The sequence below is a fragment of the Nitratireductor sp. OM-1 genome, assembly GCF_003296175.1.
Taxonomy (GTDB): domain Bacteria; phylum Pseudomonadota; class Alphaproteobacteria; order Rhizobiales; family Rhizobiaceae; genus Nitratireductor; species Nitratireductor aquimarinus.
Genome location: NZ_CP029209.1, coordinates 607,604 through 634,140, shown reverse-complemented (window position 1 = coordinate 634,140; position 26,537 = coordinate 607,604). Strand labels below are relative to the sequence as shown.

23 protein-coding genes are annotated in these 26,537 nt (G+C 63.2%); 7 read left to right on the top strand and 16 right to left on the bottom strand.

Annotated elements, in window-relative coordinates:
- Window positions 1–115: 115 nt before the first annotated feature.
- From DEJ54_RS22025 to eutH, 3 genes are read left to right on the top strand one after another with little or no spacing between them, the layout of a single operon-like run.
- Window positions 116–1,027: a phosphotransferase family protein gene (locus DEJ54_RS22025; protein ID WP_113156892.1), complete on the top strand. Its 912-nt coding sequence runs from the start codon at window positions 116–118 to the stop codon at window positions 1,025–1,027.
- Complete coding sequence (locus DEJ54_RS22020; protein ID WP_113156891.1) at window positions 1,024–3,483, top strand: FAD-dependent oxidoreductase; 2,460 nt, start codon at window positions 1,024–1,026, stop codon at window positions 3,481–3,483. The genes DEJ54_RS22025 and DEJ54_RS22020 overlap by 4 nt, the downstream gene beginning before the upstream one ends.
- A gap of 58 nt (window positions 3,484–3,541) precedes the next feature.
- On the top strand, window positions 3,542–4,774 hold the full coding sequence (gene eutH / locus DEJ54_RS22015; RefSeq protein WP_113156890.1) for an ethanolamine utilization protein EutH: 1,233 nt from the start codon (window positions 3,542–3,544) through the stop codon (window positions 4,772–4,774).
- A 10-nt stretch (window positions 4,775–4,784) separates the two neighbouring features.
- On the opposite strand, the gene DEJ54_RS22010 is transcribed toward eutH, so the two are convergent.
- Complete coding sequence (locus tag DEJ54_RS22010; protein ID WP_113156889.1) at window positions 4,785–5,447, bottom strand: SMC-Scp complex subunit ScpB; 663 nt, start codon at window positions 5,445–5,447, stop codon at window positions 4,785–4,787.
- Window positions 5,448–5,451: 4 nt separating this feature from the next.
- On the bottom strand, window positions 5,452–6,405 hold the full coding sequence (locus DEJ54_RS22005) for a DUF1403 family protein (protein WP_113156888.1): 954 nt from the start codon (window positions 6,403–6,405) through the stop codon (window positions 5,452–5,454).
- A gap of 388 nt (window positions 6,406–6,793) precedes the next feature.
- Here DEJ54_RS22005 and DEJ54_RS21995 point away from each other — a divergent pair, with 388 nt between their 5' ends.
- Window positions 6,794–8,134, top strand: a complete 1,341-nt coding sequence (locus tag DEJ54_RS21995; protein ID WP_113156886.1) for a sodium-dependent transporter — start codon at window positions 6,794–6,796, stop codon at window positions 8,132–8,134.
- A gap of 67 nt (window positions 8,135–8,201) precedes the next feature.
- Here the strand turns inward: DEJ54_RS21995 and DEJ54_RS21990 are convergent, their stop codons facing one another.
- The 14 genes from DEJ54_RS21990 to DEJ54_RS21925 all read right to left on the bottom strand — a co-directional run bounded on the left by DEJ54_RS21990 (window position 8,202) and on the right by DEJ54_RS21925 (window position 23,578).
- Window positions 8,202–8,957: an ATP-binding cassette domain-containing protein gene (locus DEJ54_RS21990; RefSeq protein ID WP_113156885.1), complete on the bottom strand. Its 756-nt coding sequence runs from the start codon at window positions 8,955–8,957 to the stop codon at window positions 8,202–8,204.
- A gap of 3 nt (window positions 8,958–8,960) precedes the next feature.
- Window positions 8,961–10,166: an alanine racemase gene (locus DEJ54_RS21985; protein ID WP_113156884.1), complete on the bottom strand. Its 1,206-nt coding sequence runs from the start codon at window positions 10,164–10,166 to the stop codon at window positions 8,961–8,963.
- A gap of 22 nt (window positions 10,167–10,188) precedes the next feature.
- Window positions 10,189–11,148, bottom strand: coding sequence for an ABC transporter permease (locus DEJ54_RS21980; protein WP_113156883.1), 960 nt, complete (start codon window positions 11,146–11,148; stop codon window positions 10,189–10,191).
- A 58-nt stretch (window positions 11,149–11,206) separates the two neighbouring features.
- The gene (locus tag DEJ54_RS21975) at window positions 11,207–12,271 is read right to left on the bottom strand and encodes a substrate-binding domain-containing protein (RefSeq protein WP_245447825.1); all 1,065 of its coding nucleotides are present in this window, start codon (window positions 12,269–12,271) and stop codon (window positions 11,207–11,209) included.
- Between the two features lie 164 nt (window positions 12,272–12,435).
- Window positions 12,436–13,494 carry a substrate-binding domain-containing protein gene (locus DEJ54_RS21970; RefSeq protein WP_113156882.1) on the bottom strand — a complete coding sequence of 353 codons (1,059 nt, stop codon included), beginning with the start codon at window positions 13,492–13,494 and terminating at the stop codon, window positions 12,436–12,438.
- Window positions 13,495–13,534: 40 nt separating this feature from the next.
- Window positions 13,535–14,794 (bottom strand): M20 family metallopeptidase, encoded by a 1,260-nt coding sequence (locus DEJ54_RS21965; RefSeq protein WP_113156881.1) that lies wholly within the window; start codon window positions 14,792–14,794, stop codon window positions 13,535–13,537.
- A complete protein-coding gene (locus DEJ54_RS21960) occupies window positions 14,791–16,005 on the bottom strand; it encodes an ROK family transcriptional regulator (protein WP_224924848.1) in 1,215 nt (404 codons plus the stop codon). Before DEJ54_RS21960 ends, DEJ54_RS21965 begins: the two co-directional genes overlap by 4 nt.
- Window positions 16,006–16,285: 280 nt before the next feature.
- Entirely contained in the window at window positions 16,286–16,762 is a 477-nt protein-coding gene (locus DEJ54_RS21955; RefSeq protein WP_113156880.1) for a hypothetical protein, read from the bottom strand.
- A 2-nt stretch (window positions 16,763–16,764) separates the two neighbouring features.
- Complete coding sequence (locus DEJ54_RS21950) at window positions 16,765–17,589, bottom strand: DUF3100 domain-containing protein (RefSeq protein ID WP_113156879.1); 825 nt, start codon at window positions 17,587–17,589, stop codon at window positions 16,765–16,767.
- Between the two features lie 86 nt (window positions 17,590–17,675).
- On the bottom strand, window positions 17,676–19,220 hold the full coding sequence (locus DEJ54_RS21945) for an aldehyde dehydrogenase family protein (RefSeq protein ID WP_113156878.1): 1,545 nt from the start codon (window positions 19,218–19,220) through the stop codon (window positions 17,676–17,678).
- Window positions 19,213–20,100 carry an NAD(P)-dependent oxidoreductase gene (locus tag DEJ54_RS21940; RefSeq protein WP_113156877.1) on the bottom strand — a complete coding sequence of 296 codons (888 nt, stop codon included), beginning with the start codon at window positions 20,098–20,100 and terminating at the stop codon, window positions 19,213–19,215. Before DEJ54_RS21940 ends, DEJ54_RS21945 begins: the two co-directional genes overlap by 8 nt.
- Window positions 20,101–20,210: 110 nt before the next feature.
- Window positions 20,211–21,119, bottom strand: coding sequence for a LysR family transcriptional regulator (locus DEJ54_RS21935; RefSeq protein ID WP_113156876.1), 909 nt, complete (start codon window positions 21,117–21,119; stop codon window positions 20,211–20,213).
- Window positions 21,119–22,258: a M20 aminoacylase family protein gene (locus DEJ54_RS21930; RefSeq protein WP_113156875.1), complete on the bottom strand. Its 1,140-nt coding sequence runs from the start codon at window positions 22,256–22,258 to the stop codon at window positions 21,119–21,121. The genes DEJ54_RS21935 and DEJ54_RS21930 overlap by 1 nt, the downstream gene beginning before the upstream one ends.
- Window positions 22,259–22,378: 120 nt before the next feature.
- Window positions 22,379–23,578 carry a cytochrome C gene (locus tag DEJ54_RS21925; RefSeq protein WP_224873602.1) on the bottom strand — a complete coding sequence of 400 codons (1,200 nt, stop codon included), beginning with the start codon at window positions 23,576–23,578 and terminating at the stop codon, window positions 22,379–22,381.
- A 119-nt stretch (window positions 23,579–23,697) separates the two neighbouring features.
- On the opposite strand from DEJ54_RS21925, the gene DEJ54_RS21920 reads away from it, so the two are divergent.
- From DEJ54_RS21920 to nqrC, 3 genes are read left to right on the top strand one after another with little or no spacing between them, the layout of a single operon-like run.
- The gene (locus DEJ54_RS21920; protein WP_113156874.1) at window positions 23,698–24,969 is read left to right on the top strand and encodes a Na(+)-translocating NADH-quinone reductase subunit A; all 1,272 of its coding nucleotides are present in this window, start codon (window positions 23,698–23,700) and stop codon (window positions 24,967–24,969) included.
- Complete coding sequence (locus DEJ54_RS21915) at window positions 24,966–25,742, top strand: RnfABCDGE type electron transport complex subunit D (RefSeq protein WP_113156873.1); 777 nt, start codon at window positions 24,966–24,968, stop codon at window positions 25,740–25,742. The genes DEJ54_RS21920 and DEJ54_RS21915 overlap by 4 nt, the downstream gene beginning before the upstream one ends.
- Window positions 25,735–26,535 (top strand): NADH:ubiquinone reductase (Na(+)-transporting) subunit C, encoded by an 801-nt coding sequence (gene nqrC / locus DEJ54_RS21910; protein ID WP_113156872.1) that lies wholly within the window; start codon window positions 25,735–25,737, stop codon window positions 26,533–26,535. Before DEJ54_RS21915 ends, nqrC begins: the two co-directional genes overlap by 8 nt.
- The last annotated feature ends 2 nt before the right edge of the window (window positions 26,536–26,537 follow it).

Here is a 26,537-nt window from a genome sequence, read left to right as displayed (position 1 = left end):
ATTTGAAATTCAAGAATATGCAAATCGGTCAAACTTCAACATTTTTCTGTTGACTTCACACAGATGCCCATCAATTCTTCCTCAAAATCGACAGCCAAAGGCTGCGGGAGGAGACATGACGGCAGCACGGGAAATCACCGCCCCGGGCTCTGATCGGATTGCGGCACTGCCCCTATGGCAGGGGGCAATCACGATAGAGCCGCTTGTCGGCGGCATCAGCAATGAAAGCTGGCTCGTTACCGACGATGCCGGCGGCCATGTGGTCCGTTTCGGCAAGGACTATCCCTTTCATCACGTTATCCGCGACCGCGAATTGATGACCGCGCGCGCCGCCGAGTTAGCGTCCTTAGCACCATCCGTCGAGCATGCGGCGCCCGGCGTGATGGTTTGCAGACATCTCAATGCGAAAACATACGGCGAAGCCGATGTGCGCGCCAACATTGAACGCGTCGCCAGGATCGTTCGCGCCTTTCATCAGGACATGCCGCACCATGTTTCAGGGCCGGGCTTCATGTTCTGGCCGTTTCACGTCATCCGCGACTATGCGCGCACCCTGAAGGAAGGCGGGAGCCGGATGACGGAGCAGCTGCCGGCCTATCTCGCGCTGGCCGATGAGCTGGAAGCCGTACAGACGCCGCTTCCAATCGTGTTCGGTCACAACGACCTCCTGCCGGCCAACCTTCTGGATGACGGCAAGCGGCTGTGGCTGATCGATTTCGAATATGCCGGCTTCTCGACGGCGATGTTCGATCTGGCGGGTCTCTCCTCCAACGCCAGCTTTTCGGACGAAGAGTCCGAAGCGCTGCTCGGCTATTATTTCGACCGCACGCCCGATTGGGACCTGCGGCGCTCGCTGGCCTCCATGCAGTGCGCTTCGCTGTTGCGCGAGGCGATGTGGAGCATGACCTCCGAGCTTTATCTCGACGCGCCGGGCACCGACTACGTTGCCTACACGCATGAAAACCTCTCGCGGCTTGAGGCCGCGCTGGACACTTTCTACACCCAATACGGACGCGCATCACGATGACCCAGACCCTGCCTTCGCATGCCCAGATCGTCGTCATCGGAGGCGGCATCATCGGCTGCTCGACAGCCTACCACCTTGCCCGCGACCACAAGGCCGACGTCATTCTTCTGGAACAGGGCAAACTGACATCGGGCTCGACCTGGCATGCCGCCGGGCTGATCGGCCAGTTGCGCTCGTCGGCGTCGATCACGCGTGTGCTGAAATACTCGGTGGATCTGTACAAAAGGCTGCACGAGGAAACGGGTCTGGAGACCGGCTGGAAAATGACCGGCTGCCTGCGGCTCGCCACCAATGAAGACCGCTGGACCGAGTTCAGACGGCTTGCCACCACCGCGCGCAGCTTCGGCATGGAGATGGAGCTTGTCGGGCCGGAGGAAGTGAAGCGGATGTGGCCGCTCATGGACACGTCCGACCTGATCGGCGCGTCCTGGCTGCCCACTGACGGGCAGGCCAGCCCGTCCGACATCACCCAGTCACTCGCCAGGGGGGCGCGCATGAACGGGGCGCGGCTCTTTGAAGGCGTTCAGGTGACCGGCTTCGAGATGGAAGGCGGGCGCATCGTTGCCGTGGAGACGGATCGGGGCAGGATCGCCTGCGAAAAAGTGGTCAATTGCGGCGGCCAATGGGCCCGTCAGATCGGTGCGATGGCCGGGGTCTCGGTGCCGCTGCAACCGGTCAAGCACCAGTACATCGTGACCGAGAAGATCGAGGGGCTCTCTTCCGACACGCCGACCGTGCGCGATCCCGACCGCCGCATCTATTTCAAGGAGGAGGTCGGCGGCCTCGTCATGGGCGGCTACGAACCGAACCCGCAAAGCTGGGCCACCGGCCTGCCGGGCGGAGATGTGCCGAACCGGTTCGAATTCCAGTTGTTCGACGACGATTTCGACCATTTCGAACAGCATATGACACAGGCCATCGAGCGTGTTCCGGCACTCGCCGAAGCAGGCGTCAGGCAGATGATCAACGGGCCGGAAAGCTTCACGCCGGACGGCAATTTCATTCTCGGACAGGCCCCGGAATGCGCCAACATGTTTGTCGGGGCCGGCTTCAACGCCTTCGGCATCGCCGCAGGCGGCGGTGCGGGCTGGGTGCTGGCGGAATGGGTGGTGCGCGGCGAGGCTCCGCTGGATCTCTGGGTCGTGGACATTCGCCGCTTCTCGGAGCTGCACCGGGACCGAAAATGGGTCGAGGAGCGCACGCTCGAAGCCTATGGCAAGCACTACACGGTCGCGTTCCCGCATGAGGAATATGAAAGCGGCAGGCCGCGCATCGTCTCCCCGCTCTATGCAAAGCTTCAGGATCACCGCGCGGTGTTCGGCTCGAAGCTCGGCTGGGAGCGGCCCAACTGGTTTGCGCCGGAGGGGATGGACGCCCGGGACGACTATTCCATGGGGCGGCAGAACTGGTTTGGCCCCGTCGGTGAGGAACATGCGCATGTGCGCGAAAAGGTCGGCGTTTTCGATCAGTCATCCTTCGCCAAGTATGAGCTGACCGGCCCCGATGCGGCGGACGCACTGGAGCGCATCTGCGCCAACCATGTCGCCAAGCCCGCCGGACGCCTGACCTACACGCAGATCCTGAATTCGCGCGGCGGCATTGAATGCGACCTGACCGTCGCCCGTCTTTCCGATGACCATTTCTACATCGTGACCGGAACAGGTTCGCGCACCCACGACTTTGCGTGGATAGAAGACCACCTGCCTGCCGGCGCAAACGCCCGTCTTGTCGACGTGACCGAGGAACATGGCACGCTCTCCCTGATGGGGCCGCGGGCGCGTGAGGTTCTCGCCGCCGTGACCGGGGCCGATGTCGGCAACGAGGCCTTCCGCTTCGGCCGGGTGCAGGAGATCGACATTGCCGGGCACCGCGTGCGCGCCATGCGCGTGACCTATGTCGGTGAACTCGGCTGGGAGCTGCATGTGCCCATCGAGGGTACGGGCGATGTTTTCGACGCGCTGATGGACAAAGGCCGCGCGCAGGAGATCCGCCCCGTGGGCTATCGCGCCATCGAGTCGCTCCGGCTGGAGAAGGGCTACCGCGCCTGGGGCTCGGATGTGACACCCAATGACAACCCGTTCGAGGCGGGGCTTGGCTGGGCCGTGAAGCTGCGCCGTGACACGCCGTTCATCGGGCGCGAGGCCTGTGAGGCGGCTTCTGGCGGCCCTTTGACCAAACGCCTTGCCTGCTTCACCACGGCTGACCCCGACGCGGTTCTGCTTGGCCGGGAAACGATCCTGCGCAATGGCGAGCCGGTCGGCTATCTGACGAGCGGGGGCTATGGCTACACGGTCGGCAAACCCATCGGCTACGGCTATGTGCGCGCCGCCGGGGGCGTCGACGACGCATTTCTGACATCGGGAGACTACGAACTCATCGTGGCGAACGAACGCTTCGCGGCCACGGTGCACATGGCGCCGCTCTACGATCCGCCGGGGGAACGCGTAAAGGGCTGATCGAAAAACCGGCGTCAAAAAGCCGGAGGCGCATTTCGCACACTGGGAGGGAAGGCAAATGGCTTCAATCGGTACCTACGTCATTTACATAATCATGGCATGCGCCGTCGCCGGCGCAATCGCCTCCATCCGAAACCCTGAAACCGGGCTCGGGAAAGAGTTTATCGAGGGGCTGCATTCGATCGGCCCGATCTTCATTCCCGTGGCCGGCATCATGGCCGCGATCCCTTATCTTTCGGAGTTCATCCGCCTCGTCGCGGGGCCGCTTTTCGCGATGATCGGCGCGGACCCGTCCATTGCAGCCACCACGGTGATCGCCGTCGACATGGGCGGCTATCAGCTTGCCGACACGCTCGCCCAGTCGCGCGATGCGTGGATGATCGCCACCATTGTCGGGTTCATGTCGGGCGCGACCATCATCTTCTCCATTCCCGTGGGACTGGCGATGCTGGCGAAAGCCGACCACAAATACATGGCGCTCGGCATCATGTCCGGCATTCTGAGCGTGCCGATTGGCGTGTTCATCGCCTGCGCGTTGATCGCGCTTGCCGGGCTCGGCATTCGCCCGGATGTCTCGACGACGGCTGATGCGAGTTACCAGATCGCGCTGTCGCTGGTGGACATTCTGCGCAATCTTCTGCCGCTGATCGTCTTCTGCGTCGCCATCGCGCTCGGGCTGCGCTTTGCCCCCGATGCGATGATCACCGGCTTTCTGTGGTTTGGTCGCCTCATGTATGCCGGCATCACGCTCGTTCTGGTCGCTTCCATCGTCGAGTATTTCACGGGCTTCTTCACCACTGTGTTCGGCTCATGGGGCTTCGACCCGATCATTGCGGATGAGCAGGACCAGTTCCGTGCGCTGGAGATTGCCGGCTATATCGGCATCATGCTCGCCGGGGCGTTTCCGATGGTCTACCTGTTGACCAAATATCTGGCAGGCCCGATGGAGGCGCTTGGCGCGCGCATCGGCGTCTCGCCGGAAGGGGCCGCGGGGCTTCTGGCGGCGACGGCGAACATCCTCGCCATGTACCGGCTGGTCGGCAAGATGCAGCCGCGTGACAAGGTGCTGGCAATCGCCTTTGCTGTCTGTGCGGCCTTCACCTTCGGCGACCACCTCGCCTTCTCGGCGAATTTCCAGCCGAGCATGATCCTGCCGCTGATCCTGGGCAAACTCTTCGGCGGTGCTGCCGGCTTCCTGCTGGCCATCTGGCTTTCGGTTCCAAAAGCGGAGGAACTGGCTTCCCGGGAAATGCAGGCGGGAGCAGAGGCGCGCCCGGTGCCCGCCGAATAGATCGGAAAGATCACCAGCGTTCCATGGCTCCTGGGATATCTCCCAGGAGCTTTTCCTTGTTGAGAAGGCCCGCATCTTCGAGTTTTTCGAAATCCGGCAGGTCGCGCAGGGTTTCGAAACCGAAATGGGCAAGAAAACCGGGCGTCGTTACATAGGTATAGGGCGCGCCGGGCTGCGGGCTTCTGGGGCCGGAGGCGATGAAACCCGCACGCCGCAGCTTGCCGATCAGATCCCGCGAGATTTCGCGGGCAAAGAAGCTGGAAAGTTCCGAACGCGTGATGGGCTGAAAGTAGCCGATGGTCATGAGCACCAGCGCTTCGGCTTCCGACAGGCTTTCCCCCTGCTCCTCAATGCCGAATGCCGAGCGGATTGCATCCGCCACGGCGGGGCGTGTGCGGTGCTGCCAGCCGCCGGCCACGCGGACAAGCTCATAGGGCCTGTCGGCGAGTTCGGCGCTGATGTCCTCGATGATCAGATCGAGGCTGCAATCCCGGCCGATGACCTGCGTCAGGATCTCGCGCGAGACCGGTTCGGGGGCAGCGAAGATGACCGCCTCCACCCGCGCCATCCATTCCCGCCAGCGCAGGGCCTGGGGAAGATGTTCGAGCTCGCGGTCGAAGAGCGGTGCGCCCGCCTTTTCACCCTTGCCGTTCTTTCCGGATTGCGCGCTCATGAGATCACAATCCGTATATGCGGAAGCTGTCGCGACCGGTCAGTTCGCGCACCGCGCCAAGCGAGACGAGCCGCGTGTAGAGGCGGCGAAGCCCGCGGTCACTCATGCCGGGGAAATGGCTGGAGGAGCCAATGGCGTCGTCTTCCAGAAACGCCTGCACCACCGGCTGTGCGCCCTTTGCCCGCAGTTTCGGCGCGACCTGCAGGAGCTGGCCTGCCCGGCGTTCGAGCGTGATGGCCAGATCGACTGCGTCGAGCGCAGCACGGGCATAGCGCCGGGCTATCATGGCGCGCAGCATGGAGGGAACAGCCTGTGATGCGCTTGCCTCTCCCGCGAGCAGAAACAGGGGAACGGCATGGGACCAGCCAAGTGCGCGCGCCACGACCGCATCGCAAAGGAGCGGTGCGATCACCGTTTCGAATTCCGGAAAGAGGCGACGAACCGAGAGGAAAAGCCGTTCGGCGGCAGCGATTGCATCATGCCCCTCCTCTCCCGCTTCCAGCATCATCTCACGCAGGTCGGCAATGCGGCCCTCCGCACCGTATCCGCAGGCCTCGACCATTGCGCGGAGCGTGTCCTCGCCTGAAAGTGTACCGGCCGGTCTGGAAACCAGCATCCGCCAGGCAAGCAGGATGCGGCCGGCGGGGCCGACATCATCGCCTGGCCGGGTCAGGGCCAGCGCATCGCGCAGGGCTGTTTCATCTTCCGGCCGCCGGACGCGCTGACATGAGATGGCGGCAGCCCGAAGCGCAAGACGGCAGCGCCATGCCTGCGCCGCGGCCATGTCGCCACGCACAAGCATGTCGAGCGCGCCCAGTGCGGCCCCTGCCGCGAACTCCGTATTCGGAAAGGCTGGCGCCTTTGCAGCCCGGCGCAACCAGTCGGGAATGCGGGGCGTGCAAACGCCCGGCGGTGTGTCCGCAGCTGTCTGTGTGCGCGAGGGGGCGGGTCGAATCATGTTTTCAGCTTGTGCGAGCACGGCGCTTCATTCAATCGATGAGCAACATAAGCGCCGCAGCTATCGACAACTTTGCGATCAGGCGCGCCAAGCGCCTTCTCAGATCAGCGATTGTTGCCAACTGACGGCCAATGTGATTATGCAGCTGCCGGAATTGGGCTGTAAACGCCGTTTTGGCGCTAAACGAAACCTGACGAACGCCCAGCCGTAGTGTGAAATCCCTGCTGCAGGAAGAGCCGGTCGATGACCTCTGGAATGCGCCTTTTATGGTGTTCGCCGCAACCGCACTTCGCATCGGCAGGGAGGGATCTCTCTGGCGACACATGGTTTCAGATGCCGCCCTCTTCGGCAGGACCGTATTCATTTAACTCATTCGTTGAAAAATCAAATGACACATAATCGCGAACACTGGACCTCAAGAATGGGGTTCATCCTGGCAGCGGCCGGCTCGGCTGTCGGCCTCGGCAATATCTGGCGTTTTCCTTACATTACTGGTGAAAACGGGGGCGGAGCGTTTCTTCTCATCTATCTGGCGATGGTGTTTTCCATCGGCCTGTCGCTCCTCGTCGCAGAGCTCATTATCGGGCGCTCGACGCAGTTAGATCCCGCAGGGGCATTCAAGAAACTGGCGGGCGGCGCGTGGCCGCTGGTCGGCTATATGGGCATTCTCACCGCTTTTCTGATCCTCTCCTTCTATTGCGTGATTGCAGGCTGGACGCTTGCCTACACTGTCAAATCGGTCACCGGCTCGATCCTCGTATCCGATCTCGATCAGGTCGGAAGCACCTTCAACGCCTTCATCACGGATCCGCTGGAACCGGTGTATTATACGGCCGTGTTTATCGCGCTTGCCGTATTCGTTGCGCTGGGCGGTGTTGCAAGCGGCATTGAGCGCGCGGCGCGCTTTCTGATGCCGGCGCTCTTCCTCATTCTTCTCGTTCTCGTGTTCCGTTCGCTGACGCTGGAAGGTGCGGGCGAAGGGTTAGCCTTCTTCCTGAAACCCGACTTCTCCAAGGTCACCTGGGACACGCTTCTGGCGGCTCTTGGACAGGCGTTCTTCTCGCTGTCCCTCGGCATGGGGGCGATGATCACCTACGGTTCCTATCTGAACCGTCATGACGACATCGCCACATCCGCGGTGGCGGTAACGCTTCTCGATGCGGCGGTCGCCGTGCTGGCCGGGCTTGTGATCCTGCCGGCCGTCTTCGCTTTCGGCGCAACGCCTTCGGCAGGCCCCGGCCTGACATTCATCACTTTACCGTCGATCTTCGCACAGATGCCTTTCGGCGCTCTGTTTTCCGCGCTGTTCTTCTTTCTCCTCGCCATTGCGGCGCTCACAAGCGCAGTCGCGCTTCTGGAAGTGGTGATCGTGTATTTCGTGGATGAAGGCGAAGCGAACCGCCGCAAGGTGGCATTGATCATCGGCGTGATCACCTTCGCGCTGGCCGTGCCCGCCTCGCTGAGCCTCGGCATCTGGTCGGGCTACACGATCGGGGGCAAGGGCCTGCTCGATGCACTCGACTTCTTCACGAACAACATCACCATGCCGCTCGGCGGACTTCTGGTCGCGATCTTCGTGGGCTGGACGCTCAGGCGCACTGCCGTGGCGGAACTGGTTGATGGCTCGGCAATTGCGCCGGTTCTGGTGAGCGCATGGCACTTCATCATCCGCTATGTCGCGCCGCTTGCCATCGTTCTGATCCTGGTGAACGGGCTCGGCCTTATTTAGAGACGCTCCTTAACGGGAAAGGCTGGCGGGGTTGTGCAAGGCATGCTCCCCGCCGGCCAGACGGCCTCTATGCGAGACCGGTAATCATCGAAACGATTTCGTTCTTGTCGGTCTTCGAGGTTTCGCGAATGCCGATCTGAACGCCGCGCCGCAGCACGCAGATCCGGTCCGACAGGCGGAACACCTGATCCAGACTGTGGCTGATGATCAGGATCGCGAGATTGCGCTCCCGCAGCGACTGCACGATCTGTTCCACCTTGGCGGTTTCGGCAACGCCCAGCGCGGCCGTCGGCTCATCAAGCAGAATGAGCTTGGATGCCCAATGTGTGGCGCGGGCAATGGCGACGCCCTGACGCTGCCCGCCAGAAAGATCGCGGATCGTTGCGCTCGCCGAGGGGATGCGCACATCCAGCTCGTCCACCAGCGCCTGCGTCTCCTGCATCATCCCCTGACGGTCCAGAAGGCCGAAGGGCTTGCGGACCTTCTCGCGTCCGAGGAAGAGGTTCATGTAGACGGGCTGCTGATCGGCAAGGGCGAGATCCTGATAGACCACTTCGATACCGCTCGAGCGCGCCTGGCTGGCATCGGAAAAGCTGACCGCTTCGCCATCCAGCCGGATCGTACCCGAAGTGGGGGCGTGTACGCCGGAGATGATCTTGATCAGGGTCGACTTGCCTGCACCATTGTCACCCACGAGCGCGACGATCTCGCCGGCTTTCAGGTCCAGCGAGAAGTTTTCGATGGCGACGACGCCACCGAACGCCTTGTGAATGTTCTCAAGCTCCAGAACGGGGCCGGCTTCTTTTTCGGAATGTGCGGTCATGATTTACCTCAGCTCCGGCCAGTCCTGCACGACGCCAAACGGATTTTCGATGGTCTCGACCCTTGGATCGCCCTTTGAAATGCCGGAAACGCCGACCGTGAAGGCACGGGTGACAAAAGCCTGACCGCGGAAGCCAAACACCACGCTGTCGCCCGGCTTGGGTTTCGCCGAACCCGTCGTGTCGATCATGCCGTAATAATCGATTGCCGAGGGCGGCGGGATTTCAACGCTCGCCATGGCGTTCTGCGCCACGGTGGGGGTGTCGGAAACGATTGCCTGAACATCGTAATCCGGAAAGACCGGATCGATGTAGAGACCGCCGCCGAAACAGTAAGCCCGCTGCTGATGCAGATGCGAAACCTCGGAGAGGTAGAGTACGGCGGGCTGCTCAGGCAGATCCTCGATTGCATGCAGCGGCGTGGTGCCGTGCAGGCCATTGCCCGGCTCACATTGCGTGGCACCGGCCTCGGCAAGAATGTCCAGAACGATGGACGAGGTGGTGCCCGGCGCATTGACCTCGATGCCAGTGCGTCCGGCCTTTGCCAGAGCTTCCGCCGCACGCGCCAGAGTCGTGAGGTTGTGCGTGGGCAGAACCTTCTTCTTCTCCTGATCGTAAAGGAGTGCGGGAAACGTGGTGAGACCGGCGAATTGCGCACCGTCGAGCGCATCCATCATCGCGGCCACTTCGGCAATTTCCTCTGCCGGGAAACCACCCTCATGTCCGCGGTAGAACGTGTCTTTCTGCGTGTGGATGCGCGCAAGGAGCGACTGCGTGCGCCCGGCACGCTTTGCCGCCTGTGCTGCTTCCTCAGCCTTCTCGCGGCTGAAAACCGTCCAGTAATCGGGGGCGAGATGGGAGGCGGCCATGGGAGCCTCGTGACGCGGCACCTGAACGAGGTGGCCCAGATGCCCGGTTTTCAGACCGGCGCGGCTGCAGGCGACGGCGCATGCCATATCGACCGCCACGGCGCGGTCAATGCCGCCGCGCATGACTGCCTTGCAGAAGCCGCTGTTGCGGCCAACCTGCTTGGTCATCGCGAAGACCTTGAGGTTGTGCCTGTCGGCTGCTGCGCGGAAGTGACGGGCGTTGTCCTCGACCGCATCGAGATCGAGAACATAGGCATTGGCAGGAATCCTGCCTTCCTGATGGAGGCGGATGGCCGCTTCGATGAAGGCCGGGTTGCGGCGTCTCAGAACATCGAGAAACATGAGATCTCTCCAGAAATTCGGGTCAGGCGCGGGTCGTGTCCCGCAGGGAAATGGCGACGGCCAGGAGGATGATCAGTCCACGCACGATCATCTGATCGGAAACCGCAAGCCCCATCAGAATGAGCCCATTGTTGAGCATGCCCATCAGAAGCGAGCCGACGAGAGCGCCGATGATCGACCCCTTGCCGCCATTGAGCGCGGTTCCGCCGACGATCACGGCCGCGATCACCGTCATGAGATCGCTTTCTCCAAGCGTGTATTTGGCTGCCTGAAGCCGCCCTGCGTAAAGGAGGCCGGCAAGGCCGGCGCAGCCGCCGCTGATCATCAGAACCGCAAGCCGGATGCGCGGCACCTTGATGCCGGAGACCTGTGCGGCGCGCGGATTGTCGCCGGTCGCGATCACATGCGCGCCGAAACGGCTTTCGCGATAGACCAGATGGCCCACGATCACTGCGCCGAGTGTCCACAGAACAAGCGACGGAATGCCGAAGAGCGTTCCTGAGCCGAAAAAGCCTGCAAACGTGTCGTTGAGCACGGGAATGGAGCGCAGATCCGTCATGGAACGGGCAACGCCGGCAAACAGGCCCATGGTCGCCAGTGTCACCAGGAAGGATGGCAGGCGCAGATAGGCCACCAGAACTCCGTTGATCCAGCCGATGGCGAGACCGGCTCCCAGCCCGGCAAGAATGCCGAGGAACATGGAGTGCTCCTGCATCACCACGGCGCCGGAAAGTGCGGCAACGGCAACGATGGAGCCGAAGGAAAGATCGATCTCGCCTGCCGACAGCGCGAAGACGAGGCCGATGGCCATGATCGTCGCGGGCGCGGTCTGAAGCACGATGTTCGAGAGGTTCCTGGTTGTCAGGAAGCCGTCATCTGCAAGCGTGACCGCGAAGAAGAGGAAGATCGCAATGAAACCCAGATAGATGACACTGCCTTGCAGATCGAACTTTCTGGCAATCGCGGGAGTGCGCTGGAACATGTGATGTCTCTGAAAACTGTGCTGACTGGCAGGCCGCCGAAACGGCCTTCCGGGACGATTACCGGGCGGCTGCCTTGACCGTTTCCGGGGGCTGCCGGTTCATGGACTGCATCCAGCCATCGACGACATTGTCGGAGCCGACGCTGAGCGCATCCACGACGAGGAACGGCTCTACCGGCTTGTCGAGAAGGCCAGCGGCCGCCGCACGCGCCGCCGTGACGCCGATCTGGTAGGCTTCATCGGCAACAATCGCCGCGATGTTGCCGCCCTTCAGCATGTCGAGCGCAGCCGGCTCGTTCAGATCGATCGTGACCACTCTCGTGTGGTCATTGGACTGCTGGCGAAGAACGGACAGGACGCCGAGAGCGGGCTCGGCCCAGGGCGTGTAGATGCCGTCGAGATCGGGATTGCGGGAGAGCATCGCGCTTGCGATGTTCTCGGCGTTTGCCGGGTCCGTCATGCCGGACTCGATGACGATCTCGATTTCCGGATAATCGTTCTCGATGGTCCATTTGAACGCGCCATCGCGCTGGTTCGTGACCGGGAAATCCGCATCATGGAACATGTAGCCGACCTTGCCCTTGCCCCCCATGGCTTCGGCAAGGGCGATTGCGGCCTTGTTGCCGATCTGAAAGAGATCGGCCGACACCACGGTGGTGTAGTCCTCACCATGGGTGAAGCCCTCAACCGCATTGTCGATGAACACGAGTTTGACACCGGCATCGCGCGCGACACCGTAGACCGATTTCGCCGTCGGCGGATCTATGGGCAGCGACACGATGATCGACGGTTCGCGGGCCATCACCGTCTCGACATCGGCCTTCTGACGGGCCGTGTCGAACCCGGCATCGGTTTCGGCGACGATCTCGATGCCAAGCCGGGCGAACTCATCCTTCGCACCCTGGGCAACGGCGTTGGACCAGTCATAAAGCTCGTGCCAGACGAGCGCCGCCGTGTGGCCACCGGACTTGATGGTCTCGATGTCCGCGTCGCTCAGTGTGAGCGAGGCGGCCGGCGTCGGCGCTTCACCGTTCGGGCCGACAGTCTTTGGCTGTTCGGCAAAGGCCATCGTCGCACTGGTTGCGAGAAGCGGCATCGCGGCAAGCAAAGCCCTGAGTTTCATTTCATTTCCTCCGAGATTTCGGCGAGATTCCGGATCGCTGCGTCCATTGAGACGCACAAAGGCCGATCCGGGCTTTTGAATGGAGCATCGAACCGAAAACGGGGCTCGACTTCTCGGTCCGATGCTCTGTGCGGGCCGGCCCCCCGACCATTGGCCCGCTGATCTTATTTTCCGGCCTGCATCACGCTTTTCGGCGCATCGACGTGCAGCGACTGCTGCCAGGCCTCACCCACATTGTCGGCGGTCGCGGTGACGGCGGGTGCGACGATGAAGGCGGGCGTTTCCTCGCCCAGAATGGCAAGCGCGCCGGTCGCAGCCATGGCGCGGCCAAGCTCATAGGCTTCGTCCGCAACGATTGCCGTGACATTGCCGCCGCGCACCATGTCGAGCGCCACGGGCTCGCTCAGGTCGAGCGTGACAATCTTGGTGGTTTTGTTGCCATTGGCGCGCAACGCCGCGAGAACACCCTCGGCGGGCCCCGCCCAGGTGACGAAAACGCCGCCCAGATCCGGGTTTTTCAGCAGCATCGCGTTGGCGATTTCCTCGGCGCGCGCAGGGTCGCTGATGCCCTGTTCGGCAACGATCTTCATATCCGGATAGTCGTTCTCGATGGTGGTCTTGAATGCGTTGTCGCGCTGGTTGGTCACGTAGTAATCGGCATCATGGTAGATCCAGCCGACCGTGCCCTTGCTGTCCATCGCCTTTGCCAGCGCGTCGGCAGCCTGTTTGCCCATCTGGAACAGATCGTCCGTCACGACCGCCGCATAGTCCGTGCCGTGCACATAGTCCTTCGGCAGGTTCGACAGGAAAACGAGCTTTACGTCCTTTTCCTTCGCTTCTTCGAATGCGGCTGCCGAGGTTACGGGATCGAGCGGCAGGGACAGGATGATGTCGGGCGACTTGACCATGGCGGTCTCGATGTCGCTGCGCTGCTTGGCTGCGTCGAAACCGGCGCTGGTGGTGGCGACGACTTCGATGCCGAGCCGCGCGAACTCATCGCTTGCGCCGGCGGTGACGGCGTTCACGAAATCGGACTGGTCGTGCCAGAGAAGGGCCGCGCGATGCTTGCCGTTCTTGAGTGCATCCACCCTGTCGTCGGGCACGGATATCTCACCGGACGGCGTGGCGGTTTCGCCCTGCGGGCCAACGGTCTGTGCGTGAGCCGCACCGGAAGCGAGTAGCGCAGACAAAGATGCTGCGCGAAGCAGATTGACGATAGACATTGTGTTCTCCTCTTCCCCTTTGCTTTGCCCTTTTGGGCGTTTATGCGTTTTCAATGCCGCAATAGCCGGCGATGAAACTGGCGAACCCGACGATGCCGGCGAGGTATTCCTCCACGCTCACCCGCTCTTCGAAAGTGTGGCAATTCGTGATGTCGCCCGGCGCGCAATAGACCGTTGGACAGCCGAGCCGCTCGATCAGGAACGGCGCTTCCGACCAGTAAGGCGCGCCCGCAATCGCGCCGCGCCCGGGAAGCGCACCGTTCATCGAAGCGGCAAGCGCCTGTATGTCGGCCCGCTCGGGATCGACCTCGGTGGGCGAGCCGCCATGGGGATGGTCACGCCCGGCGGGATAGTTGATCGCCACGGTGGTGCCGGTGCCGGAAATCGCTTCGTTGATCACGCTTTCGAGTTCACCGACGGCATCGTCCAGCGCCTCGCCGGGCAGAAGCTTGCGGATCAGCGAGAAGCGGCATTCGCCCGGAACCGCGATGTAACCGCCGCCTTCGATGCCCGTTACGAGAGCGAAGGCCCGGCCGACGAGCGGATGGCTGGCGCGCGCGCCAATGACGTCCGAGTGCCGCCAGATTGCTTCGAGAACCCGATGCGTGGCCTTCAGCGCATCGATGCCTTCTTCGGGCACGCCGAAATAGGCCGATTTGCCGGTGATCGTCACATCCGCGATGAAAAAGCCCATTTGGGCGGGAAAGATGGAAAGCTGTGTCGGCTCGACATAGACAGCGAAATCCGGCTTCTCGATCTCACCGCTTTCAAAACGCTGCGTCAGATCCTTGATGCCGGCGCTCACGCCTGTGTCGGGTTCGCCGCTTTCCTCGTCGCCGACAAAGGCGTAGGCGACATCGCCTTTGAGCTTGATGCCGGCGCGGTCGAGAAGTGCGAGGGCCGAAAGCGAAGCGGTGATGCCGGCCTTCAGATCGCCGGAGCCCCTGCCCCAGATCTCGCCATCGATGACGGCGCCCGAAAACGGGTCTTCGCGCTCGGTGCCTTTCCAGTGTTCGGCCCAGCCGCGCACGTGAACCGTGTCCGTGTGCCCGATGAAGAGAAGGCGTGGACCTTCGCCGTGGCCCTTGCGCGCGCCCCATACATTCGGGCGACCGGGAAGAAAGTCGGCAGATTGCGGTGCAAGACCGAGCGTCTGCATCTGCTCCTGAAGGTAGGACACGAAATTCGCTTCGTTGCCGGTCACGCTCTCGCGTGCGATCGCGCCTTTGAGCAGCGCCACCGCCGCATCGGCGTCCAGAGCGCTCTTCAGCCTCTCCTGAAGCGTGTTGCCGCCTGTCATTGCGCTGCCTCCACCAGTTTCACAACGCGGGCCGGCGGCAGCGTGATTTCCGCGCCGGGGATGCCACCGGAGAAAAGCGTGGCGTGAAGATGCGTCAGCCCGACGGCTGCGCCGCCAACGATGGCAACGCGCGCGCCCAGCTCGGAAACATCGAGCTCCACCGGAGACGGGAAGCACAGCGGCAGAAGTTCGCGCACACGTTCGACAAGCTCCATGCGGCTGCCAATGGAACCGCCGAGAACGACCTTGCCCGGATTGGTGATGGCACAGATTGCCGCCACTGCGCGCGCCACATAGCGGGCGGTCTCGTCGAGCACCTGTACGGCGTGCGCGTCACCCGCCTGCAGGGCATCGAAAATGCCGGGAACGTCGAGTTCAGTGCCGGACAATTCCTTGTAGCGCCTGCGAATGCCGACCGTTGCGGTCACACGTTCCAGAGCGCCGACCTGCAGCGATTCCGCCTCGAACGGGTCGGTGCCAAAGGGCAGGAAGCCAAGCTCGCCGGCTGCGTTCCCGAAACCGCGCACCAGTTCGCCACCGACCATGAGGCCTGCGCCAATGCCCGTGCCGATCGCGATATAGGCAAGATCATCGACGCCGGCGACGCTGCCGATCCAGTGCTCGCCAATGGCTGCGAGATTGACGTCGTTCTCCAGAATAACCTCGACGCCGAGTTCGCCTGCAAGCGTCGCTCTGACATCAAGTGTGTCGAAGCCCGTCACATTGGGCGACATCGCGATGCGCCCTTTTTCCTGATCGGGAGCGCCCGGGACGCCGACCACGGCCATGCGCATTTTTTCGTAGGCGATGTTGTTGAGATCGGCGGCCTCGCGGCAGAGACGCGCCATCTGGCGGATCACATGAATGCCGCCGCGTTCATCGGTCGGTTCCGTCACTTCCGCGAGCACCTGGCACGACAGGTCGGCAATGGCCGCACGCACTTTGGTGCCGCCCAGATCGACGGTTGCGATGCAGGCCGCATCCGGAACGATCTCATATGTGACCGCGCTGCGCCCGACATGCCCCGTGGTGCGCCCCGTCTCGCGTATCCAGCCATCTTCCTCGAGCTGACGGGCGATCTCGGAAATCGTCTGTTTGGAGAGACCGGTCTGCTTGGCGATGCTGGCGCGGGAGATCGGACCGCAATGAACGATCGCCTCCATGACCATGCAGAGGGAGAATTGACGGGAGATGCGCGGAGCTTCGTTCACGGCGTCTTCTTTTAGTTCGTTCTGTTGCCGAACTTATTAAGTTGTTTTAAAAATGCCGTCAAACGAAATGATCGAAAGGCCTCTCCATGAGACTCGGCGCAAGACTGGAGCGCGCTTTGAGAAGCGCGTCGATCACATTGAAATAAAGGAGGGTTCATCCGCTCATGCCGAGCGGTAAAAAGAAAACGGCTTCCGAGGGCCATTCCGGCGCTCGAAAGCCGCTTTCGAATTTCATCTCTGCGGCCGCTTTCCCCTCAGGGCATCGGCCGCAGGGCGCTGGTCAAAGGAACAGGTCTGCGATGATGGCCGACCCGACATAGGTGCCGGTCATCACGAAGACCGCCACGATGAAGATCTTCCAGCCGGACGACTTGGCGATGCTGATTTCGCGGTTGGTGATGGCGATACCGGCATAGGCCAGGCAGGGCGTGGCCAGCGTGAGGAAGTTCACATGGCTCACCTTGTCGAGCACCCAGGCGCTGCCCGGTGTCCATGGCAGGGTCACCAGAATGCCGACGAGCGAGATCCACGCAACGGATGGCAGCTTGAGCGGCACCACATAGGTCAGGACGAGGCCCACCATCGCAATCACGTAAAGGACGGCCAGTCCGGCCAGCCCCTGCAGGACGGTTGCGTCTGTCGCGACCGTGTTGCCCACCAGCGCAACGAGGGAAACAACGAGCAGCAGAACAGCGTGTTCTGCCAGATCCGGCTTCGCCTCGGCTTCGTAATCAACGGGGAGTTCAGCAGTGCTCATGATCATTCTCCGGCGTTGTTGGTGGCGGGCTCTTTGCGGCCCAGAAGGTCATAAAGCTTCTCGGTCACCGGCAGGGCGACGAAGATGCAGAGGTAAAGACCGGTTGCGTAGGTCAGCACGTTACTGGCCCCGGCCAGAGCGAGGATCTGCTCCTCCATTGCCGGCACGGCATGGGTCAGCGCGCCGGAACAGGCGGCCATCATGGAGCCCGAGCCGATGCCGCAGGCCATGGCCAGCGCCTCGATGCTGAACCAGCCCGACGTCGCCAGAAGCGAAGCCAGAATGGCAAAGATGAAGGTGCCGAACAGCGTTCCGATCACATAGACGCCCATGACGCCCGCGCCTTCGGGGGACTTCAGGCCGTATTTGTCGGCGATGATCGCGATGTTCGGCTCACGCGCGACGGAGAAGGTTGCGCCAACCGCTTCGCGCCCCATGCCGAGCAGCAGAACGGCGATCGGGAAGGCGAGCAGAATGGTGCCCAGATTGCCCAGCTCCTGCAGGATCAGCGCCGGACCGGCGGCGATGATCTTCTCCATCGACGGTCCGATGATCGTGCCGAATTTGGCGATGAATGGCATGATCGCGATCACGATCAGCGGTGATGCTGCGCGAACCTCGCGCTGCCCCATCCAGCCCTTCATCTTGCTGATCACATTGGGGTTGAGAATCAGACCCATCACGAAGGCGTAGAGCAGCGGCAGAAGCAGGATCGAGCCGATGCCAATGGGCACTGCGATGACACCGACGGCCTCCGCAATGACGGTGATGACCAGCACGCTCAAATGAAGGCGCCAGTCGAAAAGAATATCTTTCGTCTTCTCCATAGAGATCCCCTCTCATGATCCGGGGGCCGTTCTTTCTGCGGCCCCGGATGGAACAAAAGGCGGCCCGAGGGGGCCGCCCATACGATTCAGCCCGGCGCGTAACCGAAGCCGATGGTCGGGTCGGCTGCGGTTTCGACCCAGACAGATTTTGTTGTCGTGTAAGCGGCGAGCGCTTCCCGACCGGAAGAGCGCCCGTAGCCCGACTGGCCAAAGCCGCCGAAGGGCGACATGACGTTGATGGTCTTGTAGCTGTTGATCCAGAATGTGCCAGCGCGAACTTTCGCCGCAACCCGGTGCGCACGCCCCACATCGCGCGTCCAGACTGCGCCTGCGAGCCCGTATGGCGTGTCGTTGGCGAGCGCCACAGCCTCTTCTTCGTCGTCGAAGGAGAGAACGGAGAGGACGGGTCCGAACACCTCTTCACGCGCGATTTCCATGTCGCGGGACACGCCGTCGAGGATCGTCGGGGCGTAGAAGAAGCCGCCGCTCTCTCCGAGGGCTTCCGGCCTGCCGCCACCGGTGGCCAGCTGTGCGCCTTCGGAAACGGCATTGCGCACCATGCCGTCGACCTTCTCCCACTGGCGGGCATTGTTGACCGGGCCGATCTGCGTCGCCATGTCGAGCGGCATGCCGACCGGGATGCGCGCGCTCGCTTCCGCCAGCTTGCCGACAAGCTCGGCATGCACGCTGCGATGCACCAGAAGGCGCGAGCCGGCCACGCAGCTCTGGCCGCACGCAGCAAAGATTGCCGCCTGCGCGCCGACCACGGCGCGGTCGATATCCGCATCGCCGAAGACGATGTTGGCGGACTTGCCGCCCAGTTCCAGGATGGACGGTATGAGACGGCGCGCGGCAGCGGACGCAATGGCTGCGCCGCCCGTGGCCGAGCCGACAAAGACCACCAGACCCGTTGCCGGATGCGCGATCATCTTCTGACCGGCGGTCGGCCCCTGCCCCGCAATCACGTTGACCAGCCCCTTCGGCGCGCCGGCCTTTACGCACAGCGCGGCGATGACGAGCGAGCTGAGCGGCGTCAGCTCGGAAGGCTTCAGCATGACCGCATTGCCGGCGCAGATCGCCGGTGCAACCTGCCAGCAGCAGGTGAAGAGCGGCGCATTCCAGGGGGTGATCTGCGTCACGACGCCAATGGGTTCGTGACGCGTGTAATTCAGATGGCTCGAAGGCACGGGGATTACATCGCCCGTGATCTTGTCGCACCAGCCCGCATAATATTCGAACATCTCGGCCATGCGGGCCGGCTCACCGGCTGCATCGCGGATCGGTCGCCCGGCGGAAATCGCTTCAAGGCGCGAAAGCGGCTCGGCATGCGCGCGAATCTGGCGCGCAATCTCGAACATGATGCGCCCGCGCTCGGAGGCCGTCTTGCCCCACCATTCGCGCTGCGCGCTGACGGCGGCCCCGGCAGCGGCATCGACAACGGCCGCACCGGCATCCGGGAACTCGGCAAAGACCCGGCCGGTGGCGGGGTCGGTGAGCGCCAGCGTTTCGCCGTCGCCCGGCATCAGCTGTCCGCCCACATGGTTCTGCACGTCGGCGCTGCCCAGAAGCCCGGTCAGCAAGTGTGCGACTTCGGCGCGCGTATCGGTTGCGGGGATCATGTCGTCAGCCATTCGTCTTCTCTTTCGTCCCGGCCTCAACGCGGCCAAGCAGCATGAAATCCTGATTGTCGGAAACGCCCGAATTCTCCTCGGACCAGAGGCTGGCGACCAGTTCCGACACGGGCATGGCACAACCGCTTTCCTGCGCCAGTTCGAGCGCCAGCCGCACATCCTTGCGCATCAGCCCGGCGGAGAAACCGCTGTCGAAGCTGCCGCTCAGAACCCAGTTGGGGAAATGGATCTCGCTCAGCGCGCTGCGGCCCGTGGCGCTGTTGATGACGCGCATCGCGTCTTCCGCCGGCAGGCCGGAGGCTTCGGCAAGGCGCAGGCCTTCAGCCGTGGTCAGCATGTGACAGGCGACCAGCATGTTGTTCACGAGCTTGGCGATGTTGCCGGCGCCGCTCGGCCCGACATGGATCACCTTGGCGGCAATCACATCCAGAACCGGCTGCGCCCTGGCGACCCATTGTTCATCGCCCCCGAGCATCACGGACAATGCGCCGCTTGCTGCTCCCTGGGGACCACCGCTCACCGGTGCATCGAGAAAGCCATGGCCGAGGTCTGCAAGCCTTGTGGCAAGCCGGCGGCTCACCGCCGCCTCGGAGGTGGACGTATCGATGATGATTTTCGGCTCGCTGAATGCGCCTGCCGCCAGCCCCGCCTCGACGGTCGCCTCGACATGGCTCGCCAGAGGCAGCGAAAGCACGATGGCGTCGCTTGCCGCGATCACCGCTGCGGGCGTCTCATGGGTGACGATGCCGGTTTCGGCAGCGCGGGCCATGGCTTCTGCGGAAAGATCATAGGCTGCAACTGAAAAGCCTGCGGCGGACAGGGACCGGGCCATGCCCATTCCCATTGCTCCAAGACCGATCACACCGACCGACTGCGTCATGATACCTCCCGTTTCACTTGGCTTTCATGACATTGCGGTGACAGCGTGTTGTTGAGTAGCCCCGTAAACAGGCACGTTGTGTTGCGATTATCGCAACACTGAACGGCGATCTAATCGCGAAAGGCGACCATGTGCGCAGCCAGATAATCGACGGTCACAGCCGCCGATTGCGGCAGTCGCCGGCGGGCGCGCACCATCAGATGCGCGCTGACATGCTGAAGGCTCTCTTCATCAAGATCGACAATGGCGACCTCGCCGCGCTCGGCCTGAATGGAGGCGGAAAAGCGGGGCAGAAATGTGCCGCCCATGCCTGCGCCCACATAGCGGATCAGCGCCGCGATGGAGGAGGTTTCCACCTGTGGCCGCAGCGCCAGCCCCAGATCGCTTGCCGCGCGCGCGACCAGCGTGCGGATGCCGTGACGCGCATCGAGCATGGCCAGAGGCTCGGCAAGCATCTCGGCCAGCGGGATGTGTTCGCGCGCCGCCAGCGGCGAGCCGACGGGCACGACAGCGCAGAGTGGTTGACGCGCAAAGGCGACGGAGCGCGTGGCCTCGGTCGGCACGGGATTGTAGGCAATGCCCAGATCAACCTCGCCCTCGACCACGCGGCGCTGGATCTCTTCGGTTCCGGCAAGATCGATGCGGAAACGCAGATGCGGGTGGCGTGCGCCAAGCGGGGCCAGGCCGTTCTGCATGAGATCGGCGGCGAAGCCTTCGCCAACCGCGATCCGCACCACCTGGCCGCCGGCCTCGCGAAACTTGCCGATCTGGTCGAGCAGAAAGGTCTGTTCGTCCTGCTGGACCAGCGCATGTTCGCGCACCAGACGCCCGGCATCCGTGAGCGTGATGCCCTGTGCGCTGCGCGCCACCAGCGCCACGCCCAGCCGCGCCTCCACCTCGGCCAGCTTGCGGCTGATCGCCGAGGGCGCGATGTTCAGCCGTTCGGCTGCGCGACGGATCGAACCCTCACGGGCGACGATCAGAAATTCGCGCAGGAAACGGCTGTCCAGCGCGTCCATCAGGCGGCCAGCGCCTGCCGCACGAGCCGCACCCAGAATTCCGAACCGGTCGGCAGCACGTCATCATTGAAGTTGAAATGGGGCGAGTGCAGGCCGGGATTGTCGCCCTCGCGCGCAGCGCCCAGCCAGATATACGCGCCCGGCTTCTCGTTGAGCATGAAAGCGAAATCCTCGGACGCCATGCTCGGCCCGGTCTCGCCCGTATCGAGCCCCATCGTGTCCCCGACGCGGCGCACGAGAGCCGCCTCGGCGGCGCTGTTGATCGTCGCGGGATAGCGGCGCTGGTAATCGACGCGGGCGCGGCAGCCATGGGCGGCGGCAACGCCCTGCACCACTTCGCTCAGCCGCTTTTCGATCTCGTCGCCGGCCTCCGGCTGGAACCAGCGGGCCGTGCCGCTGACAACCGCACGGTCCGGGCAGACATTGAAGGCGGAACCGGTGTGGATCTGCGTTACCGACACAACGCCCGGCACCAGCGGCGACAGGCGTCGGGCCGGGAGTTCCTGAAGGGCAGCCGCCATCCGCGCTGCCGCAGCCACCACACCGTCGCTCTGCTCTGGCATGGCGGCGTGACCACCGCGCCCCTCGATCACGATTTCGAAGATGGCGAATGCGGCCATCATCTCGCTGTCGCGGGCGACCAGCCGACCGGGCGCAAGACCCGGCCAGTTGTGAATGCCGAACACCGTGTCGCAGGGGAATTTGCCAAAAAGCCCCTCCTCGATCATCACCCGCGCACCGCCGTCATTTTCTTCCGCCGGCTGGAAAATCAGTGTGACATTTCCGTCCTTCACGCCCTCTGCTGCGATCTGGCGTGCAGCCAGAAGCAGCATGGCGGTGTGGCCGTCATGCCCGCAGGCATGCATCTTTCCCGGATGGGTCGAAGCGTATTCGAGGCCCGTGGCTTCCTCAATTGGCAGGGCGTCGATATCGGCGCGCAGGCCGATCGAAGGCCCGCCTTCGCCAAGCCGCGCAACCACGCCGGTCTCAGCCAGACCGGTGTGCACCTGCCAGCCCCAGCCCTGCAACAACCCGGCAATCAGTTTCGACGTGCGCTCTTCCTGAAACCCCAATTCGGGGTGACGATGCAGGTCGTGACGCCAGGCAACGGCCTCGGCGATGTGAGCGCTGTCGAACATGTTCCTACCCTTTCCGAACTCTTTGCCGGCCACCATGGAGGGTGGCGTATCGGAAAGCTCGTGTAAGAGGAACGGTCGCTTGTCAAGAACGCGGCGGGTCCTCAGACCCGCCTTGTTCGCTTACCGCTGAAGGTTCCAGGCCGTCATGTCCTGACCCAGCGCGCCGGCCAGATCCTCAATGGAATCATAAAGAAGCTCGAGCGCATAATGCGGGTTGTGCGCAAATGCGCCGGGGTCGGCGGTGACGAATTTCCAGTTATAGGTGGCCTTCAAAAGACGCGGGGTCCAGGCGTTATAGCCAACCGCCCTTCCATCGGCCTCGTCGATCCGCCCATCTCCGTTCATGTCTGCAAAGAAATAGGGATAGCGATGGCCGTCATAGATCATCGGCGCGCCGGCGACTTCGGCTGCGTAGGCGGTCATCAGGCCCTTCAGCCGGTCGGCATTGGCTGCGATGTCGGCGCGGATGCCTTTTTTAACATCGCCGCTGCCATCGAAACTCGCGCGCGACAGGCGAATGTCGTCCAGAGCCGCGTTTTCATGGCAGGTCATGCAGGTCTGTTCCGACACTTCCAGCGTGTGCGGTTCATGGCAGGAAACGCAGGTGGAAACCGGACGTGCATGGAAGAAGCGGCCGGAATATTCCTTCCCCGGATAGTGATAGCCGGATGCGGCATAGCCGCCGAGCCACATGGACGCAGCCACTGCGTAATGCGGGTTGATGAAACGCAGTTCCTTGTCGGGCGTGTCCTCATCCTTTTCGCCCACCGCAGTGGCAACGGTGACGCCAGCCGCGCGGCCCTGATGGCAGGTGATGCAGGAGGCTTCGCCCGGCGCGACTGGATGCGACAGACCGCTTGGAAGCTTGACTTCCTTGATCGCGGAAAGACCCGGATTGTGGCAGGTTTCGCAGTCCACAACGCCACCCGTGGGGATGGGGTTTTCCGGCAGGCCGGGTGCGCTTCCATCAAGACCGTGAAAGGCGCGGAACCCTTCGCCCGAATGGCAGGTCGCGCAATTTGGCGGGATGGCCCCGTCTTCGTTCCAGTGCGAGAAAGACTCTGAACGCGCATCCGCATGAGCCGAGCGCGCCCAGGCGGCTATCGCGGCCTTGTTGGCGATCTCGATCTGATCGGGGCGGAACGGTCCGGACTCGGGCATCACATAGGGCGCAAGCGCCTTTTCGATTTCCTCGATCTCGGATGATTCGGAATTTGCGGGAGCCGCCTGTTCCTGCGACACGGCAGCGAACGAAAGAACAGAAACAAATGCGCCAAGAGCGATAGTTGTCGTGACTAAGTTCTTCGTTTTGAAAAACATGGCTTTCCACCCCGCCGGTATGTTCCTAAACTGTCGCCGTAAAGAATGGTAATCAGTTCGACGCATTCCGGCAAACCTCAAACGCCGGTCAAACGTCGAAAATCCATCGGAGACGGAGCATGTTCGGCCCGGCCTTCTCCGCAGGCCTCGTTTTCCCGCATGACCGGGTGCCCCTGCAATCGGAAAACCCTGTTGAGGTGTTGACCGAAGAGGCGGCGCTGACGCCATCTCCCGGTGAAGAACTGCGCGTTGAAGCGCTGGTGGGCGAGGATGAACTCGTCGCGCAGGGGCAACCGCTTCTGCGCCTGAGAAACGCGCCGCAGATCGCGCTTGTCGCGCCGATGGCCGGGCGAATCGCCTCGCTCGATCTGAAGTCCGGGCGGCGGCTTTCGCAGCTTCTTCTCTTTCATGAACCCGATGGCGGACGTCATCTGTTCGAGGCCGGAAACGCGGAAGTCGATGGCAATGCGCTGAGAGCGCTTCTCCAGTCTTCCGGCCTGTGGCGGATGTTCCGCAGCCGTCCGTTCGGACGCATGCCGCACGCTGACGAGGCCCCTGCCGCGATCTTCGTCATGGCGGTGGACAGCCGACCCGGCGCGCCTGCGCCATCGCTGGCCCTTGAGGGGCGCGAGGAAGATTTTTCGCGCGGGCTGGCAGCCCTTTCGCAACTGACGAAAGACCGGCTGTTTCTTTGCGAACCAGCGGGCAAGCACTTTGGCGGTGCAGTGCCTGCCGGCCTCTCGCGCATTTCATGCGGGCGCAACCATCCGCAGGGCCTTGCCGGCATCCAGATCCACCGTCATCGACCGGCCGCGCCGGAGATTCGCGTCTGGGATATCGAGGCTGAGGATGTAGCCGATCTCGGGGCGCTGCTTGCAACCGGGCTTCTGCCCGGCACGCGGCTTGTTTCGGTGACCGGTTCGGCGCTGCGCGAAAGGCGGCTTGTGCGCTGTCAGCACGGCGCGGATCTGCGCGGCCTCAGCCAGCCTGTCGTGCGGCCCGGTGCGCACGAAATTCTGAGCGGTTCTGCGCTGGACGGACGCCCCGCACACTGGCTCGGCGCGCGGGACCGGCAGGTCACGGTTTCACCACGCGAGACCGGTGCGGTGAAGCACCACTGGTTCGGAACCGCGCTCAGAAAAGCGGCACGGCATTTGCCCGTCATTCCCACCGCCGCGCTCGATCAGGCCATGGGCGGCGACATGCCTGCCGCTGCTCTTTTGCGGGCCATCGCGTCTGGCGATGAAGAAACGGCCGTCCGGCTGGGAGCGCTTTCGCTGGTCGAAGAGGATCTGGCCCTTGCAGATTATGCAACGGGCGCCCGGCCCCGGCTGCCAAAGCAGCTGCGCATCATCCTGAACCGCATCGAAGCCGAGGAGGCGCCGGCGTGACGAGGGGGCTCTGGGACCGCGAGATGGTGGCAATGCTGCTCTTGCTCGCACTGATGCCGATGGCGCTGACCTGGCTGTGGTTCGGCGGTGCGGAAGCGGTCGGAAGGCTGTTGTTCGTGCTGCTGATCTCGGGCCTCTGGCACGTGATCTTCATGCTGGCGCGCGCACAGCCCCCGTCTTTTGCCGGTGCGCTGACAGGGCTGGCCGTGGCGATGCTCGCGCCGCAGGAGCTCAGCCTTTTGCAGCTCGTTCTGGGCATCAGCTTCGGCTCGGTGATGGCGGAACTCATTTTCGGCGGCTGGGGGCGGAATGTCCTGAACCCGGCGACCGTCACCATCGCGTTTCTGGGCTTTGGCTTTCCCGCCGCGCCATGGCCGGACTTTGCCCTGCCGGTTGCATGGGCGGCCATACCTGCGCTTGCGCTGGGCATGCTGCTTGGCGTGATGTCGGCCCGGCTGATCGCCGGCGCACTGGCGGTGATGCTGTTCGCATGGCTTGCAGACCTGCCCATTGCACCGGTTCTGCCCGCATTCGGCATTGTGCTGGCGCTTCTGGTCACGGACCCGGTGACAAGCGCCTCCACCCGCACCGGTGGCTGGCTGAACGGCGCGCTCTATGCTGCGCTGGTGACACTCTTTGGGTTTGGCTGGGGCCATGGAGCGCCGGTGCAGGTGGCCGTTTCGGCAGCGCTGCTCGCCTCGCTGGCAGCACCCCTTCTGGATGAGATTGCGATTGCGCTCTGGACGGCGCGCAGGAGAAGACGTCATGGCTGAGTTGAACCCGATCACCCTGTGGCGTCGCTTTCTGGCGCTGCCCAATGAAAGCCGCGCCAAGACGCTGATCGTCGCCTTTCTCGTGTCGGCCATATGCGCGCTGATGGTGAGCGGGGCAACGGTCGTGCTGCGCCCCATTCAGGCGGCAAACCGCGCCGCGGAACAGCAGGCGCGGCTGGAAAACCTGATCGCGGGCATTCCCGGCATGTCGGACCTTCTGTCCGCCGAAGGTGGCGCACTGTCGACGGTGGTGATCGATCTGGAACGCGGTGCGGCGGCAAAAGAGGTGACGCCGGAAACGCTGCCTGCGGCGCTCGAAGACAGCGCCAACTGGACGACGCTCACCGCCGGTGAGGATCTTGCCGGGCTCGGCCAGCGCCCGGACTACGCACAGATCTATCTCCTGCGCGACGCCAATGGGGCAATTTCGCTCGCCCTCCTGCCCATCAGCGGTGCGGGCTATAACGGCCCGATTGACGCGATCATCGCGCTCAAGGGCGACATGAACACCGTGGCGGGCATGGCGATCACCGGCCAGTCCGAAACGCCCGGCCTCGGCGCACGCATCGAGGAGCCCTCCTGGCTGGCGCAATTCAGCGGCAGGCAGATCAGCGATGCGCGCGGCGACATTCGCTTCGCCGTGGCGCGCGGCAGCGCCGGCAATGAATATGAGGTCGACGGGATCACCGGCGCGACGCGAACCTCCAACGCCATCACGCGGATGGTCCGGTTCTGGCTTGGCCCCGATGGTTATGGGCCGTTGCTGACGGCAATCCGGCGCGGAGAGTTCTGAGC

Excerpts from the sequence above, each read along its gene's own strand:
- DEJ54_RS21955 (WP_113156880.1), bottom strand. The coding sequence starts at position 16,762 with ATGAGCACTGCTGAACTCCCCGTTGATTACGAAGCCGAGGCGAAGCCG.
- DEJ54_RS21925 (WP_224873602.1), bottom strand. The coding sequence starts at position 23,578 with ATGTTTTTCAAAACGAAGAACTTAGTCACGACAACTATCGCTCTTGGC.
- DEJ54_RS21945 (WP_113156878.1), bottom strand. The coding sequence starts at position 19,220 with ATGGCTGACGACATGATCCCCGCAACCGATACGCGCGCCGAAGTCGCA.
- DEJ54_RS21985 (WP_113156884.1), bottom strand. The coding sequence starts at position 10,166 with ATGTTTCTCGATGTTCTGAGACGCCGCAACCCGGCCTTCATCGAAGCG.
- DEJ54_RS21940 (WP_113156877.1), bottom strand. The coding sequence starts at position 20,100 with ATGACGCAGTCGGTCGGTGTGATCGGTCTTGGAGCAATGGGAATGGGC.
- DEJ54_RS22010 (WP_113156889.1), bottom strand. The coding sequence starts at position 5,447 with ATGAGCGCGCAATCCGGAAAGAACGGCAAGGGTGAAAAGGCGGGCGCA.
- DEJ54_RS21970 (WP_113156882.1), bottom strand. The coding sequence starts at position 13,494 with ATGTCTATCGTCAATCTGCTTCGCGCAGCATCTTTGTCTGCGCTACTC.
- DEJ54_RS22020 (WP_113156891.1), top strand. The coding sequence starts at position 1,024 with ATGACCCAGACCCTGCCTTCGCATGCCCAGATCGTCGTCATCGGAGGC.
- eutH (WP_113156890.1), top strand. The coding sequence starts at position 3,542 with ATGGCTTCAATCGGTACCTACGTCATTTACATAATCATGGCATGCGCC.
- nqrC (WP_113156872.1), top strand. The coding sequence starts at position 25,735 with ATGGCTGAGTTGAACCCGATCACCCTGTGGCGTCGCTTTCTGGCGCTG.
- DEJ54_RS21930 (WP_113156875.1), bottom strand. The coding sequence starts at position 22,258 with ATGTTCGACAGCGCTCACATCGCCGAGGCCGTTGCCTGGCGTCACGAC.
- DEJ54_RS22005 (WP_113156888.1), bottom strand. The coding sequence starts at position 6,405 with ATGATTCGACCCGCCCCCTCGCGCACACAGACAGCTGCGGACACACCG.
- DEJ54_RS21975 (WP_245447825.1), bottom strand. The coding sequence starts at position 12,271 with ATGAAACTCAGGGCTTTGCTTGCCGCGATGCCGCTTCTCGCAACCAGT.
- DEJ54_RS21980 (WP_113156883.1), bottom strand. The coding sequence starts at position 11,148 with ATGTTCCAGCGCACTCCCGCGATTGCCAGAAAGTTCGATCTGCAAGGC.
- DEJ54_RS21935 (WP_113156876.1), bottom strand. The coding sequence starts at position 21,119 with ATGGACGCGCTGGACAGCCGTTTCCTGCGCGAATTTCTGATCGTCGCC.
- DEJ54_RS21995 (WP_113156886.1), top strand. The coding sequence starts at position 6,794 with ATGACACATAATCGCGAACACTGGACCTCAAGAATGGGGTTCATCCTG.
- DEJ54_RS21950 (WP_113156879.1), bottom strand. The coding sequence starts at position 17,589 with ATGGAGAAGACGAAAGATATTCTTTTCGACTGGCGCCTTCATTTGAGC.
- DEJ54_RS21920 (WP_113156874.1), top strand. The coding sequence starts at position 23,698 with ATGTTCGGCCCGGCCTTCTCCGCAGGCCTCGTTTTCCCGCATGACCGG.
- DEJ54_RS21965 (WP_113156881.1), bottom strand. The coding sequence starts at position 14,794 with ATGACAGGCGGCAACACGCTTCAGGAGAGGCTGAAGAGCGCTCTGGAC.
- DEJ54_RS22025 (WP_113156892.1), top strand. The coding sequence starts at position 116 with ATGACGGCAGCACGGGAAATCACCGCCCCGGGCTCTGATCGGATTGCG.
- DEJ54_RS21990 (WP_113156885.1), bottom strand. The coding sequence starts at position 8,957 with ATGACCGCACATTCCGAAAAAGAAGCCGGCCCCGTTCTGGAGCTTGAG.